This is a genomic window from Rhodococcus sp. WB9 (assembly GCF_007558985.1).
GTDB classification, from domain to species: Bacteria; Actinomycetota; Actinomycetes; order Mycobacteriales; family Mycobacteriaceae; genus Rhodococcus_F; species Rhodococcus_F opacus.
On record NZ_CP041769.1, the window covers coordinates 1,444,205 to 1,458,144 of the forward strand.

The following is a 13,940-nucleotide window of genomic DNA, read 5'->3' on the forward strand; positions in this document are numbered from 1 at the left end:
AATTGGAGGACAATCCCATGAGTACTGCGACAGGGAAGACCAAGAAGCGCGACCGGACACACTGGTTGTACATGGGGGTCATCGTCGCCGTCGTCGCGGGCGTCCTCGTCGGATGGCTGGCTCCGGGAGTCGGCAAGTCGCTCGGCGTGCTCGGCACGATGTTCGTCGACCTCATCAAGATGATGATCAGCCCGGTCATCTTCTGCACGATCGTCCTCGGCATCGGATCGGTGAAGGCCGCCGCCAAGGTCGGCAAGGTCGGCGGACTCGCCCTCACCTACTTCATCGGCATGTCGACGGTCGCGCTCGGCATCGGCCTGCTGGTGGGCAACCTGCTCAACCCGGGCTCCGGCCTGAACATCAGCGCCGACACCGCGGGAACCGGAGCGGCGCTCGCCGAGAAGGCCCACGGCGCCGGCGGCACCATGGACTTCCTCCAGTCGATCATCCCCACGTCGCTGATGTCGGCGTTGACCGAGGGAAGCGTGCTGCAGACCCTGTTCGTCGCGCTGCTCGTCGGCTTCGGACTGCAGGCCCTGGGCAAGCAGGGTGAGCCGATCCTGCGCGCTGTCGGCTCCGTGCAGAAGCTCGTCTTCAAGATCCTGTCGATGATCCTGTGGCTCGCACCGATCGGTGCCTTCGGTGCCATCGCGAACGTCGTCGGCCAGACCGGCCTCGGCGCCGTCGTCCAGCTCGCCACGCTCATGCTCGGCTTCTACCTGACCTGCCTGATCTTCGTGTTCGGTGTCCTTGGATCCGTGCTCCGCGTCGTCGCAGGCGTCTCCATCTTCAAGCTGGTCCGGTACCTGGCCCGTGAGTACCTGCTGATCTTCGCCACGTCCTCGTCCGAGTCCGCACTGCCCCGCCTGATCGCGAAGATGGAACACGTCGGCGTCGAGCGCACCACCGTCGGTGTCGTCGTCCCCACCGGCTACTCGTTCAACCTCGACGGCACTGCCATCTACCTGACCATGGCGTCGATCTTCATCGCCGACGCAATGGGCCAGCCGCTGTCCTTCCCCGAGCAGCTGTCGCTGCTGGTGTTCATGATCATCGCGTCCAAGGGTGCTGCCGGAGTCAGCGGCGCCGGGCTCGCCACCCTCGCGGGCGGCCTGCAGAGTCACCGTCCCGAACTGCTCGACGGCGTCGGCCTCATCGTCGGTATCGACCGGTTCATGTCCGAGGCTCGCGCGGTCACGAACTTCTCCGGCAACGCTGTCGCCACCCTGCTCGTCGGTTCCTGGACCAACACGATCGACAACGATCGCGTCCGCACCGTCCTCGACGGCAAGCTCCCGTTCGACGAGTCGACGATGGTCGACGACGGCCACGGCGAGGTCGTCGAAGAGCAGGTCACCGAGACCCCTGCCGCCGACGAGCCGCGGGTTCTCGTGAAGAGCTGACACCCACTCCGAAGTAAAAAAAACCTCTGTGCGCCCGGGCGATTCGAAGCCTGGGCGCACAGAGGTTTGTTGGCTACGTTGGTTCGCATGACGACACCTGTTCAGAACATCGGCATCAACACACTCGGCGGCACGCCGACCTCACTCGGCGAATACGACGGTCGCGCCGTCCTCGTGGTGAACGTCGCCTCGAAGTGTGGACTGACCCCGCAGTACAAGGGCCTCGAGAAGCTCGCCACCGACTACGCCGACCGCGGACTGACCGTGATCGGCGTCCCGTGCAACCAGTTCATGGGGCAAGAGCCCGGCACCGCCGAAGAGATCGAGACCTTCTGCTCCACCACCTACGGCGTCACGTTCCCGTTGCTGGAGAAGATCGAGGTGAACGGTGAGAACCGGCACCCGCTCTACGAAGAACTGACCAAGGCCGCCGACGCCGAGGGCACCGCGGGCGACATCCAGTGGAACTTCGAGAAGTTCCTCGTCGCACCCGACGGCACCGTCGTGAACCGGTTCCGCCCCCGCACCGAACCCGACGCCCCCGAGGTCGTCGAGGCCATCGAGGCAGCCCTGCCCAAGTAGGCGCTCCGCGCTCGTGCGCCTTTTCGGTAGCTCCCACTACCGGAAAGGCGCACGAGCTTTGCTCGCTGTTCACGTTCACCTGTCACGCTGGGGCCATGACCGGACAGCTGATCGTGTCGGTGTCAGGAATCAAGGACGAGACGCGCGACTTCGCGGCCGCGTTCGCCGAGGAGATGGATGCGCGCGGCGTACCGCTGTCGCTGCTCGTCGCCCCGCGCCTGAAAGACAAGTATCGACTGGTCAACGACCCCGCGACGCAGGACTGGGTCCGTGCGCGCCGATCCCGCGGCGACGCCGTCGTCCTGCACGGATACGACCAGGCCGCGACCAAGCGTCGCCGGGCCGAGTTCGCCTCGCTTCCCGAGCACGAGGCGCGGTTGCGGCTGCTCGCGGCGGACCGGGTGATGGAGCAGACCGGATTGCGCACCAGATTGTTCGCTCCTCCCCGCTGGCTGGCGTCGCAGGGTGCCGTCGCGGCTCTGCCGTCCGCCGGCTTCCGGCTGCTGGCCGTGATGACCGCCGTCCACGACCTCGAACGCGAGACGTCGGTGCGGTCGCGGGTGCTGGGGATCGGTGAGGGTTTCCGTGCCGAACCGTGGTGGTGCCGGGCGCTCGTCCTCGGCTCCGGACGGACCGCCAGGCGCGGGGGCGTGGTGCGCCTCGCCGTCACCGCGAAGCAGTTGGGCACGTCGGGACCGCGGCAGGCGATGCTCGACGCCGTCGACCTCGCGCTCTACCACCACGCGCGGCCGCAGGTGTACCGCTGGGAGCCGCGGATCCCGCAGATCGGTGCCGCCTGACCCGTGAGTACTTGTCAACCGCGGGCGGTTGACAAGTACTCACGGGGCCGTCAGGCCACCTCGACGCTCGACTCGCTCGGCATCGTGCGGAACTCGGTGCCCTCGGGAGCCATGTCCGAGTAGCGGCCGTAGAAGATGCCGGTGGCCTCGTTCGCGATGATCGCCTGGTGGATCGGCACCGCGACCCGCGGTGCGACTGCTCGCAGGTAGTCGATGGCCTCGGAGATCTTCAGCCACGGCGCCGCGGCGGGCAGCGCCAGCACGTCGACCTTCTGCTCCGGAACGAACAATGAGTCGCCCGGGTGCATCAGCCGGGCGGGGTTGCCGGCATCGCCGAGCAGGAACGCCGTGTTGTCGATCACCGGGATGTCGGGGTGGATCACCGCGTGCCTGCCGCCGGTGCCGGTGACGTGCACGTCGCCGATGTCGAATTCGTCGCCGGCGTGCACCCCCGTCCACGCGCCGCCGAGCTGGGCCGCGGTCTGCGGGTCCGAGTACAGGGCCGCGCCGGGGTTCGCCTCGACGAGGGCGGGCAGTCGTTGCTGGTCGACGTGGTCGGGGTGCTGATGGGTCACCAGGATCGCGTCCAGTCCGGTGATGCCCTCGAATCCGTGGGAGAAGTTGCCCGGATCGAAGAGGATGGTGGAACCGTTCAACTCGACGAGGACGCAGCTGTGGCCGAAGTGAGTCAGTCGCATGAATTCGAGTATGCGCCTGCACGCATGGCTCGTCCCGTTCGTCCGATGCGAACCGCAGGCAGGTAGCCCGGTAAACTTCCGGGTGCCCGGTGTTCCACTCTGGGCTCGCGCACTACTACAAGGAGCAGCACGTGGCCCGTGTCGTCGTCGAAGTCATGCCCAAGGCCGAGATTCTCGACCCCCAGGGGCAGGCCATTGTCGGAGCGCTGCCGCGGCTCGGCTTCGCTGGAGTTTCCGATGTCCGTCAGGGCAAGCGGTTCGAGCTCGAGGTCGACGGCAGTGTCGACGACGCTCAGCTCGAGAAGATCGCCGAGGCCCTGCTGGCCAACACGGTGATCGAGGACTGGACCGTGCGGCGCGTCGAAGCATGAGCGCCCGCGTCGGAGTCATCACTTTCCCCGGCACCCTCGACGACGTCGACGCCGCCCGCGCGGTGACCCTCGCCGGCGGCGAGGCCGTGAGCCTGTGGCACGGCGACGCCGACCTCAAGGGTGTCGACGCCGTCATCGTCCCCGGTGGCTTCTCCTACGGCGACTACCTGCGGTGCGGCGCCATCGCACGGTTCGCGCCCGTCATGGGCAAGGTCGTGCAGGCCGCGCAGGGTGGCATGCCCGTCCTCGGTATCTGCAACGGCTTCCAGGTTCTGTGTGAAGCGGGGCTCCTGCCCGGCGCGCTCACCCGGAACGAGGGCCTGCACTTCATCTGCCGCGACGAGTGGCTGAAGGTCGAGGCCACGTCGACGGCGTGGACGTCGCGCTACGAGTCGGGCGCCGAGATCCTCGTCCCGCTCAAGTCCGGCGAGGGCCGCTACCAGGCGTCGCAGAACGTCCTCGACGAACTCGAGGGTGAGGGCCGCGTCGTGTTCCGCTACGTCGGCGACAACCCGAACGGTTCGCAGCGCGGCATCGCAGGCATCTCCTCGGCCAACGGCCGCGTCGTGGGCCTCATGCCGCACCCCGAGCACGCCACCGAGGCCCTCACCGGCCCCAGCGACGACGGACTCGGCATGTTCTACTCCGTCCTCGACAGCGTCATCTCCGCCTGAGCCGGTCGGCACCGTGTGTGGCCGAGGGCCTGCACGGTGCCGGGTCAGACGGCGACGGTTCCCTCGCCGTGTTGCGCGATGCCGCGGCGTTCGGACGCGGTGAGCCCGCCCCAGATTCCGAACGGTTCGGTCACGCTCAGGGCGTGGTCCCGGCATTCGACGAGAACGGGGCAGCGCCGGCAGATCGCTTTCGCGCGACGTTCGCGGTTGCTGCGGGCGTTACCCCGTTCGCCGTCGGGATGAAAGAACACGGACGATTCGATGCCCCGGCACAGGGCGTGGATCTGCCAGTCCCAGGCTTCGGTATTGGGGCTGGGAAGGCGAGTAGATGACGGCATGTCGGCTCCCTGGGAGTGTCGTCGGCACTGAAAAGTGTTGTGGCACAGAACTCGATGTTTACTTGACGGCGCGGACCACCACGATCTCTTCGTGGGTCTGACCGACCTCGATGAGCCCTCTCCGCTCGAGCATGCCTCTGCGTTCGACGAGGACCGGTCCGAAGGGGATCTCGGCGGTCGCGGCGATGTCGACCCGCATGTTCTGTTCCTCGAGCGTCGTCAGTGTCTTCTCGACTCCGCTCAGGCTGGACTGCGCCAGCAGCAGAACCCCACCGGCGACGAGAACGTCGGGGGCCTGGCAGCAGATCCGATCGAGAAGCGCGCGACCGTTCTTCCCCGCGTCCCAGGCCCGCGCCGGACCGCGGTCGGGTACGGCGTCGACCGGTGCCGGAACGTACGGCGGGTTGGATACGACGACGTCGAACCGTTCCTCGCGAACCTGCTCGATGAGATCCCCGTGGATGACCCGGATCTGGTGCCCTCCGACAAGGGCATTGAGTCTGACGCTGATTGCCGCTCGCCTCGACACGTCCACCGCGGTCACCCGGCCTGCACCTGCGGCGGCGGCGCGCATGCTCAGCGCGCCGGTCCCCGCACAGAGATCGAGCACCCGGGATTCGGGACCGAGGTGCTCCGCCGCCAAGACGTCGGCCAGCAACTGCGTATCATGTTGCGGGCGATAGACTCCGGGAAGACGTAGCAGCATCGAAGACTCCTCGGTCGCCGGTCGCATCGTGGTGCGTCCACGGCATTCCCTCGCGAGCTCACCCTGGACGCCGTGCGTCTGATTACTCCACAGTTACCCAGCCGGGCGCAGGGCCAATCACGCCGTGACGCACCGACCGCCGTGGCACCGGCCGTTAGCCGCGCAGATTCCGAGGTGACCTGGCACGATCGGTGGGGTGACGTACACCGAGCAGTTGCGTGACCTCGCGGCCCGGCACGGGGTCGCGACGTCGTACCGGGGTTGGGATCAGCAGCGCCACGACGTGCGTGACGACACGCTCCGCAGCGTCCTCTCGGCCCTGGACATTCCCGCTGGAACTGGGGACGAGGTGCGACACGCCCTCTCCGAATGCGACGTAGCACCGTGGCGACGAATGCTGCCGCCCGTCGTCGTCGGCAGGGAAGGGTTCGAGACCCGTTTCGCGGTCCACGTTCCACACGGTGAGGCGGTGGACGTCACGATCGACACGGAGTCGGGCGGAACGGTTCCGGCACGCCAGCTCCAGGTGTGGGTCGATCCGCGGCAGGTCGACGGCGCCCTGGTCGGCCGGGCGACGTTCGTCGTCCCCGCCGACGTCCCCTGCGGGTGGCACACGGTGCGGGCGTCCACCTCGCACACGTCCTCGTCGTGCACGCTCGTCGTGACACCGGCACGATTGTCGACGTCCGACGCGCTGCGCGACCGCCGGCGCTGGGGTGTGCTCACGCAGTTGTACTCGATCCGGTCACGTCGTTCCTGGGGTGTCGGGGACTTCGGCGACCTCGCGGATCTCGCATCGATCTTCGGTTCCGTCCACGGCGCCGACTACGTGCTGGTCAACCCACTGCACGCCGCGCAGCCCCGCCCACCGATCGAGGCGTCGCCGTACCTGCCGACCACCCGCCGCTACGTCAACCCGATGTACATCCGTGTCGAGAACATCCCGGAGACGGCGTACCTCTCGGCGCGACGTCATGCGCGGATGCGCGACGCCGCAGCGCGATTCGAGCGGGCGAACGACCGGTCCGACCGGATCGACCGCAACCCGTCGTACCGCGCCAAACTCCGAGTGCTCGAACGGGTCTTCCGGATCGAGCGCAGCCCGAGCAGGCAGCACGCGTTCGAGCAGTTCTGCCGCGACGAGGGGGACGGACTGCGGGACTTCGCGACCTGGTGTGCGCTCACCGAGAAACTGTCGCCGGACGACCCGCGATGGACGACGAAGGCCGGTGCGCCCGACAGCGACTGGGTGCAGGCGCAGCGGCGCAAGCTCGCGCCGCGAATCGAGTTCTACTCGTGGCTGCAATGGGTATGCGACGAGCAGCTTTCCGACGCACAGGACGCGGCGCGCGCGGCAGGCATGGACATCGGGATCGTGCACGATCTCGCGGTCGGGGTCCAGCGCGGGGGTGCGGACGCGTGGTCGCTGGGAACGGCTCTGGCTGAGGGCATTACCGTCGGCGCTCCTCCCGACGACTTCAATCAGCAGGGTCAGCAATGGAATCAGCCGCCGTGGCGTCCTGATCGGCTGGCCGAACTGGGGTACGCCCCGTACCGCGACATGCTGCGCACCGTGCTGAAGCACGCGGGTGGGCTGCGGGTCGATCACATCCTGGGGCTGTTCCGGCTGTGGTGGATCCCCGCCGACGCGGAGTCGCCTGCGGACGGAACGTACGTCTCCTACGACCACGAGGCTCTCGTCGGGATCCTCGCGCTCGAGGCCGAGCGGGCAGGTGCGGTGGTGATCGGCGAGGACCTCGGGGTTTTCGAACCCGCGGTCCAGGACTACCTCGCCGAGCGCGGGATCCTGGGGACGTCGATCCTGTGGTTCGAGCACGACGGCGAGCGGCCGACACCACCGGAGCAGTACCGGACTCTGTGCCTGACATCCGTTACCACGCACGATCTTCCGCCGACCGCGGGATACCTGGCCGGCGAACACATCGAATTGCGCTCGCGGCTCGGGCTCCTCGAACGCGACCTCGAACTCGAGAAGGAACACGACGCCCGGCAGCGCGAGGCCGTGCTGCAATTGGCGCGCGACCGCGGACTGCTGGCGGCCGACGCGTCGATACCCGACACCGTGAAGGCATTGTACCGGCTGATCGACCGGAGCCCGTCGTTGCTGACGGGTGTCGCGCTCGCCGACCTGGTGGGGGAGTACCGCGTGCAGAATCAGCCGGGCACCGACGAGACCCAGTACTCGAACTGGAAGATTCCCCTCGCCGACGCGTCGGGGCGTGCCGTCCACGTCGAAGACCTGGCGGACGGCGATTTCGGATTCGTCGACGACGGCCGCTGATCCCGGCCGTCAGGGTGCGAGGGCGCGCATCGCCAGGTCTACGACGGCGTCCGCGTGGTCGTGGGTGAGGGGATGCGCTCCGCTCTGCCAGCGGTAGAACAACGGCGCCATGAACAACTCGAACGCGAGGGCGAGGTCGACGTCGGGCCGCACCTGCCCCGCTTCCTGCGCGGAACGGAACCGCGCCGCGACGAACTCGAACTGCGGCCGGTAGATCCGCTCGACGATCTGTTCCTGCAGTGCGGGATCCTGCAGGGATTCGATGGCCAGCGCCCGGAACAGCGGTTCGAAATCGGGTGAGGTGAACTCGTCGACCGTGGCCCGCAGGACCAGCCGCATGTCGGCGGCGAGGTCGCCGGTGTCCGGCAGTGCCATGGTCTGCTGGGCGCCGGCCGCGTTCTGTTCGTGCAGGGCGTCCACGACGAGCGCGCCCTTCGATCGCCACCATCGGTAGATGGTCTGTTTCCCGACCTTGGCGTGCGCGGCGATGCCTTCGATGCTGATCTTCGCGTAGGGCTGTTCGCGGATCAGTTCCTGCGTGGCCTGCAATATCGCGGCGCGGGACCGTTCGGAACGGCGGGGATTGTCGGCGGACGGCATGAATGGATCGTAGACCAGACGAGACGTATCGTCTTGACTCGGCTGTTTGCACGTGTCACTCTGGATCGAGACGGACCGTTCCGTATCGGAGGATGAATATGACCCGCTCACACATCGCCATGGTCAGCATTCCGGCACCCGGGCATGTCAACCCGAGCCTGGAGATTCTCCGCGAACTCGTCACGCGCGGGCACCGCGTGACGTACGCCAACGACGCCGCCGTGAAGGACGTCGTCGAGAGCACCGGAGCGGAATTCAAGGAATACGCCTCGACGTTGCCGCGCGTGAACACCGCAGGTGCGACGGAGGAGTCCGAGAAGTCCTGGGAGGGCGACACCATCGATCAGCTCACGCTGTTCCAGGCCGAGTACGAGTCGATGCTGCCCCAACTGCGGGCGCTGTACGAGGACGACCGCCCCGACCTGTTCCTCTACGACATCGCGGGAGGTCCCGCACGCGTCCTCGCCGAGGAATGGGGCGTCCCGATCGTGCAGTTGTCGCCGACGTACGTGGCGTGGGAAGGCTACGAAGACGACATGAAGTCGCTCGTGGACACGATGCGGGCGGACCCGCGCGGCGCCGCGCTGTACGAGCGGCAAGGGAAGCTGCTGCGGGACAACGGTGTCGAGACGGACCCGGACGAGTTCTACGGGCGCCCGGCCCGGGCGGTCGTGCTGATCGCGAAATCGATGCAGCCCAACGCCGACCGCGTCGACGAGGACGTCTACACGTTCGTCGGACCGGCACTGCCCACCCGGCGGCCCGCCGACGGCCGGTGGCAGCGTCCGGCAGACGCGGGAAAGGTGCTGCTCATCTCGCTCGGCACCGCGTTCACCGATCACGCCGACTTCTACCGGCGCTGCATCGACGCATTCGGCGACCTCGACGGCTGGCACGTCGTTTTGCAGATCGGTCAGCACGTCGATGTCGCCGAACTCGGAACCGTGCCCGGCAACGTCGAGGTCCACCGGTGGGTGCCCCAGTACGACATCCTCGGGCAGGCCGACGCGTTCCTTACCCACGCCGGCATGGGCGGGTCCAGTGAAGGAATGTTCACGGGAACGCCGATGATCGCCGCGCCGCAGGCCACCGACCAGTTCGAGAACGCCGACGCGCTCGTCGCCGCGGGAGTCGCGGTGCGAGTGGGCGGTTCGGAGGGATCGGCAGCCGAGTTGCGGGACGCGCTCGCGCACGTCGACGCCGAGCCGGTCCGGCGCCGCAGCGCGGAGCTCGCCGCCGAGTTACGTTCTGCGGGTGGAGTGGACGCCGCAGTCCGGGTGATCGAGGAGTTCCTGTGACGCCGCGAAACGTGTCGGTGGTCACGTCTACTCTGCGGGCATGGCACTCACACTCGGCATGATCACGTTCGACACCACGGACCCGGGGCCCCTCGCCAAATGGTGGGCGAAGCAGACGGCGGGCACGATCGAGCAGGAGAACGACGGCTGGTTCTACGTCGTCGCCCTCCCGGATTCCGCGCAGAAGCTGGCGTTCCAGAAGGTCGGCGACCCCACTCCGGGGAAGAACCGCATCCACCTCGACCTGGCGTCCGACGACCTCGACGGCGAGGTGGGCAGGCTCAGTGCCGAGGGCGCCACGGAGGTCGCGCAGCACGAGATGGGCGACTTCCGGTGGGTCACGCTCGCCGATCCCGACGGCAACCAGTTCTGCGTCTCGGGTCCCCACACCTGACAATGGGTCCTGCATGATTGACCCCATGCCTTCCACTACGTGGGCCGACGCCCAGGGACTCTGCACCTTCGTCGATGCATCACCGTCGCCGTTCCATGTGTGCGCGACGGTGTCGATGTTGCTGACCGGCAACGGTTTCACCGAGTTGCACGAGGCCGACTCGTGGCCCGGCGAGCCCGGCCGGTACTTCCTGGTGCGCGGCGGATCCCTCATCGCGTGGAGTACCGAAGGGCTGGGCCGGACGGCGCCGTTCCGCATCGTCGGCGGGCACACCGACAGCCCGAACCTGCGCGTCAAACAGCACCCCGACCTGTCGTCGGCAGGGTGGCAGCTGGTGGGTCTCGAACCGTACGGCGGTGCGTGGCTCAACTCGTGGCTCGACCGCGACCTGGGCATCTCCGGGCGGCTGAGTGTAAGGGCCGGCAACACGGTCGAGGAGAGGCTCGTCCGCGTCGACGAGCCGATCCTGCGCGTCCCGCAGCTGGCGATCCACCTGTCCGAGGACCGCAAGGGCGTCCACCTCGATCCGCAGCGCCACCTCAACGGGGTGTGGGGTGTGGGGTCCGAACGCCGCTCGTTCATCGACTTCGTGGCCGACCGGGCGGAGGTGCCTGCCGACGCCGTGCTCGGATGGGAACTGATGACCCACGATCTCGCGCCCAGCGCCCTCGTCGGAACCGAACAGGACCTCGTCAGTGCGCCGCGGCTCGACAACCAGGGCACCTGCTACGCGGGCACCCAGGCGTTGCTGGCGGCGGCCGAGAACCCCGGGGACCGGGTGCCGGTGCTCGCGCTGTTCGACCACGAGGAGGTGGGGAGCATGTCCGATCGGGGCGCGTTCTCCGATCTCCTGAGCACCGTGCTCGAGCGCATCGTCCTCGGCCGCGGCGGCGGTCGAGAAGAATTCCTGCAGACGATGGCCGGATCGATCTGCGCGTCCGGAGACATGGCGCACGCGACGCACCCCAACTACCCGGAGCGGCACGAGCCCGCCCATCACATCGCCGTCAACGGGGGACCGGTGCTCAAGGTCAACCAGAACCTGCGCTACGCCACCGACGCGGCCGGAGCCGGGGCGTTCGCCCTCGCCTGCGACCAGGCCGGCGTGCCGCTGCAGCGGTACGTGCACCGGGCCGATCTGCCGTGCGGTTCGACCATCGGCCCGATCACCGCGTCCAGGACCGGGCTGAGCACCGTCGACGTGGGCGCCGCGCAGCTCGGAATGCATTCGTCGCGGGAGCTGATGGGCGCCCGTGACGTGCGGGCCTACTCCGACGCCCTTGCGGCCTTCCTCACACCGACCGCGTGAGGAAGCGGGGCGAGGAGCGCCAGGTCGGTACCGGAAGGAGCCGCCGGATAGACTGACGTACGGCTCGTCGCCACCCGGCTTGCGCCGGCCGTGACTCCCGGCTTGCCTCTCTTGACTCCCGTAGGGAAGGGACCCCACCTCCAGTGTCAGCACACCCGGTCGACACCGTCACCGCCGCCACCGCGACCCCCGACGTCGCACAGCCCTTCAAGGAACTGGGGCTGAAGGACGACGAGTACGCCCGCATCAAGGAGATCCTGGGCCGCCGCCCCACCGAGGCCGAGCTCGCGATGTACTCGGTGATGTGGAGCGAGCACTGCTCCTACAAGTCGTCCAAGGTGCACCTGAAGTACTTCGGTGAGACCACGACCGACGAGATGCGTTCCTCGATGCTCGCGGGCATCGGCGAGAACGCCGGCGTCGTCGACATCGGCGACGGCTGGGCCGTCACGTTCAAGGTCGAGAGCCACAACCATCCCTCCTACGTCGAGCCCTACCAGGGCGCGGCCACCGGCGTCGGCGGCATCGTCCGCGACATCATGGCCATGGGTGCACGGCCCATCGCGGTCATGGACCAGCTGCGCTTCGGTGCGGCGGACGCCCCCGACACCCGACGCGTCGTCGACGGTGTGGTGCGCGGAGTCGGCGGCTACGGCAACTCGCTCGGCCTTCCCAACGTCGGCGGCGAGACCGTGTTCGACGCGTCGTACGCCGGTAACCCCCTGGTCAACGCCCTGTGCGCCGGCGCGATGCGCGTCGAGGACCTGCACCTCGCGTTCGCCTCCGGTGCCGGCAACAAGATCATCCTGTTCGGTGCGCGCACCGGCCTCGACGGCATCGGCGGCGTGTCCGTGCTCGCGTCGGAGACGTTCGACGGCGACGAGAGCGGGGACGAACACGAAGCCGAAGGTGGAGCTGGAGCATCGAAAAGCCGGAAGAAGCTCCCGGCGGTGCAGGTGGGCGACCCGTTCACCGAGAAGGTGCTCATCGAGTGCTGTCTCGAGCTGTACTCCGCGAAGCTCGTGGTCGGTATCCAGGACCTCGGCGGCGCCGGCCTGTCCTGCGCCACGTCCGAGCTCGCCGCGGCCGGCGACGGCGGCATGCACATCAACCTCGAGCAGGTCCCGATGCGGGCCACCGGCATGACCGCGGCCGAGGTGCTGTCCAGCGAGTCCCAGGAACGCATGTGCGCCGTCGTCACCCCCGACAACGTCGACGCGTTCATGGAGGTCTGCAAGAAGTGGGACGTCCTCGCCACCGTCATCGGTGAGGTCACCGACGGCGAGCGGCTCACCATCTCCTGGCACGGCGAGACCGTCGTCGACGTGCCGCCGCGCACCGTCGCCCACGAGGGCCCGGTGTACGAGCGCCCCGTGCAGCGTCCCGCGAGCCAGGACGCCCTCGTCGCGAACACCACCGCCGGACTGAAGCGTCCCGAGTCGGCCGACGAACTGAAGGCCACCCTGCTGAAGATGCTCGCGTCCCCGGCGCTGTGCAGTCGCAAGTGGATCACCGAGCAGTACGACCGCTACGTGCGCGGCAACACGGTCCTGGCCGAGAACGCCGACTCGGGCGTGATCCGCGTCGACGAGAAGACGGGCCGCGGCATCGCGCTCGCCACCGACGCGTCCGGCCGCTACACCGCGCTCGACCCGTACGCCGGCGCGCAGCTCGCGCTCGCCGAGGCCTTCCGCAACGTCGCCGTCACCGGCGCCACCCCCAAGGCCGTCAGCAACTGCCTGAACTTCGGTTCCCCCGAGGATCCCGGCGTCATGTGGCAGTTCCAGCAGGCCGTCCGCGGCCTGGCGGACGGCTGCGCGAAGCTCGGCATCCCCGTCACCGGCGGCAACGTCAGCTTCTACAACCAGACCGGCTCGACCCCGATCCTGCCCACCCCGGTGGTGGCCGTGCTCGGCGTCATCGACGACGTGCACCGTCGCATCCCCACCGGTCTCGGACTGGAACCGGGCGAAACGCTGATCCTGCTCGGCGACACCCGCGACGAGTTCGACGGGTCCATCTGGTCGCAGGTCGAACACGGTCACCTCGGCGGTGTGCCGCCGCAGGTCGACCTCGAACGGGAGCAGTTGCTCGCCGACATCCTCCTCGCGGCGTCCCGCGACGGACTGGTGTCCGCGGCGCACGACCTGTCCGAAGGTGGTCTCGCGCAGACCGTCGTCGAGGCCGCGCTGGCCGGCGAGACGGGCTGCCGCATCCTGCTTCCCGACGACGCCGACCCGTTCGTCACCCTGTTCTCCGAGTCGTCGGGCCGCGTGCTCGTCGCGGTCCCGCGCACCGAGGAAACTCGCTTCACCGGTATGTGCACGGCCCGTAATCTCCCGTGGGTGCGCATCGGTGTGGTGGACGAGGGGTCCGATTCCGTCGAGGTCCAGGGCCAGTTCTCGGTCTCGCTGGCCGAGCTGCGCACGACGTTCGAGGGAACTCTGCCGGCATTGTTCGGGTGA

General features: G+C 68.3%; 14 protein-coding genes. 10 read left to right on the plus strand and 4 right to left on the minus strand.

The annotated features are described in order from the left end of the window. Window positions 1–17: 17 nt before the first annotated feature. The 3 genes from FND50_RS06900 (at window position 18) to FND50_RS06910 (ending at window position 2,785) form a co-directional block, all read left to right on the plus strand. The gene (locus tag FND50_RS06900) at window positions 18–1,403 is read left to right on the plus strand and encodes a C4-dicarboxylate transporter DctA (RefSeq protein ID WP_005254834.1); all 1,386 of its coding nucleotides are present in this window, start codon (window positions 18–20) and stop codon (window positions 1,401–1,403) included. Between the two features lie 87 nt (window positions 1,404–1,490). After that, entirely contained in the window at window positions 1,491–1,985 is a 495-nt protein-coding gene (locus FND50_RS06905; RefSeq protein WP_005254833.1) for a glutathione peroxidase, read from the plus strand. A gap of 95 nt (window positions 1,986–2,080) precedes the next feature. Then, entirely contained in the window at window positions 2,081–2,785 is a 705-nt protein-coding gene (locus tag FND50_RS06910; RefSeq protein ID WP_005254832.1) for a DUF2334 domain-containing protein, read from the plus strand. 50 nt (window positions 2,786–2,835) lie between these two features. Here FND50_RS06910 and FND50_RS06915 read toward each other — a convergent pair whose 3' ends face one another. Further along, the gene (locus FND50_RS06915; RefSeq protein WP_005244410.1) at window positions 2,836–3,483 is read right to left on the minus strand and encodes an MBL fold metallo-hydrolase; all 648 of its coding nucleotides are present in this window, start codon (window positions 3,481–3,483) and stop codon (window positions 2,836–2,838) included. A 131-nt stretch (window positions 3,484–3,614) separates the two neighbouring features. Between FND50_RS06915 and purS the strand changes: the two genes are divergently transcribed. Next, window positions 3,615–3,854: a phosphoribosylformylglycinamidine synthase subunit PurS gene (gene purS / locus FND50_RS06920; protein ID WP_005244409.1), complete on the plus strand. Its 240-nt coding sequence runs from the start codon at window positions 3,615–3,617 to the stop codon at window positions 3,852–3,854. After that, entirely contained in the window at window positions 3,851–4,528 is a 678-nt protein-coding gene (purQ, locus tag FND50_RS06925) for a phosphoribosylformylglycinamidine synthase subunit PurQ (RefSeq protein WP_005254831.1), read from the plus strand. Before purS ends, purQ begins: the two co-directional genes overlap by 4 nt. Window positions 4,529–4,572: 44 nt before the next feature. Here purQ and FND50_RS06930 read toward each other — a convergent pair whose 3' ends face one another. After that, window positions 4,573–4,866, minus strand: a complete 294-nt coding sequence (locus FND50_RS06930) for a WhiB family transcriptional regulator (RefSeq protein ID WP_054245733.1) — start codon at window positions 4,864–4,866, stop codon at window positions 4,573–4,575. Between the two features lie 58 nt (window positions 4,867–4,924). Further along, window positions 4,925–5,572: a HemK2/MTQ2 family protein methyltransferase gene (locus FND50_RS06935; RefSeq protein WP_144285244.1), complete on the minus strand. Its 648-nt coding sequence runs from the start codon at window positions 5,570–5,572 to the stop codon at window positions 4,925–4,927. Window positions 5,573–5,768: 196 nt separating this feature from the next. Between FND50_RS06935 and malQ the strand changes: the two genes are divergently transcribed. Then, complete coding sequence (malQ, locus tag FND50_RS06940; RefSeq protein WP_144285245.1) at window positions 5,769–7,874, plus strand: 4-alpha-glucanotransferase; 2,106 nt, start codon at window positions 5,769–5,771, stop codon at window positions 7,872–7,874. A gap of 9 nt (window positions 7,875–7,883) precedes the next feature. Here the strand turns inward: malQ and FND50_RS06945 are convergent, their stop codons facing one another. Then, complete coding sequence (locus FND50_RS06945) at window positions 7,884–8,474, minus strand: TetR/AcrR family transcriptional regulator (RefSeq protein ID WP_144285246.1); 591 nt, start codon at window positions 8,472–8,474, stop codon at window positions 7,884–7,886. Window positions 8,475–8,566: 92 nt separating this feature from the next. Here FND50_RS06945 and FND50_RS06950 point away from each other — a divergent pair, with 92 nt between their 5' ends. The 4 genes from FND50_RS06950 (at window position 8,567) to purL (ending at window position 13,940) form a co-directional block, all read left to right on the plus strand. Beyond that, window positions 8,567–9,772 carry a macrolide family glycosyltransferase gene (locus FND50_RS06950; RefSeq protein ID WP_144285247.1) on the plus strand — a complete coding sequence of 402 codons (1,206 nt, stop codon included), beginning with the start codon at window positions 8,567–8,569 and terminating at the stop codon, window positions 9,770–9,772. A gap of 40 nt (window positions 9,773–9,812) precedes the next feature. Beyond that, window positions 9,813–10,166, plus strand: coding sequence for a VOC family protein (locus FND50_RS06955; RefSeq protein WP_005244396.1), 354 nt, complete (start codon window positions 9,813–9,815; stop codon window positions 10,164–10,166). A gap of 25 nt (window positions 10,167–10,191) precedes the next feature. Continuing rightward, window positions 10,192–11,475, plus strand: a complete 1,284-nt coding sequence (locus tag FND50_RS06960; RefSeq protein WP_005254824.1) for a M18 family aminopeptidase — start codon at window positions 10,192–10,194, stop codon at window positions 11,473–11,475. Between the two features lie 143 nt (window positions 11,476–11,618). Beyond that, window positions 11,619–13,940: a phosphoribosylformylglycinamidine synthase subunit PurL gene (gene purL / locus FND50_RS06965; RefSeq protein ID WP_144285248.1), complete on the plus strand. Its 2,322-nt coding sequence runs from the start codon at window positions 11,619–11,621 to the stop codon at window positions 13,938–13,940.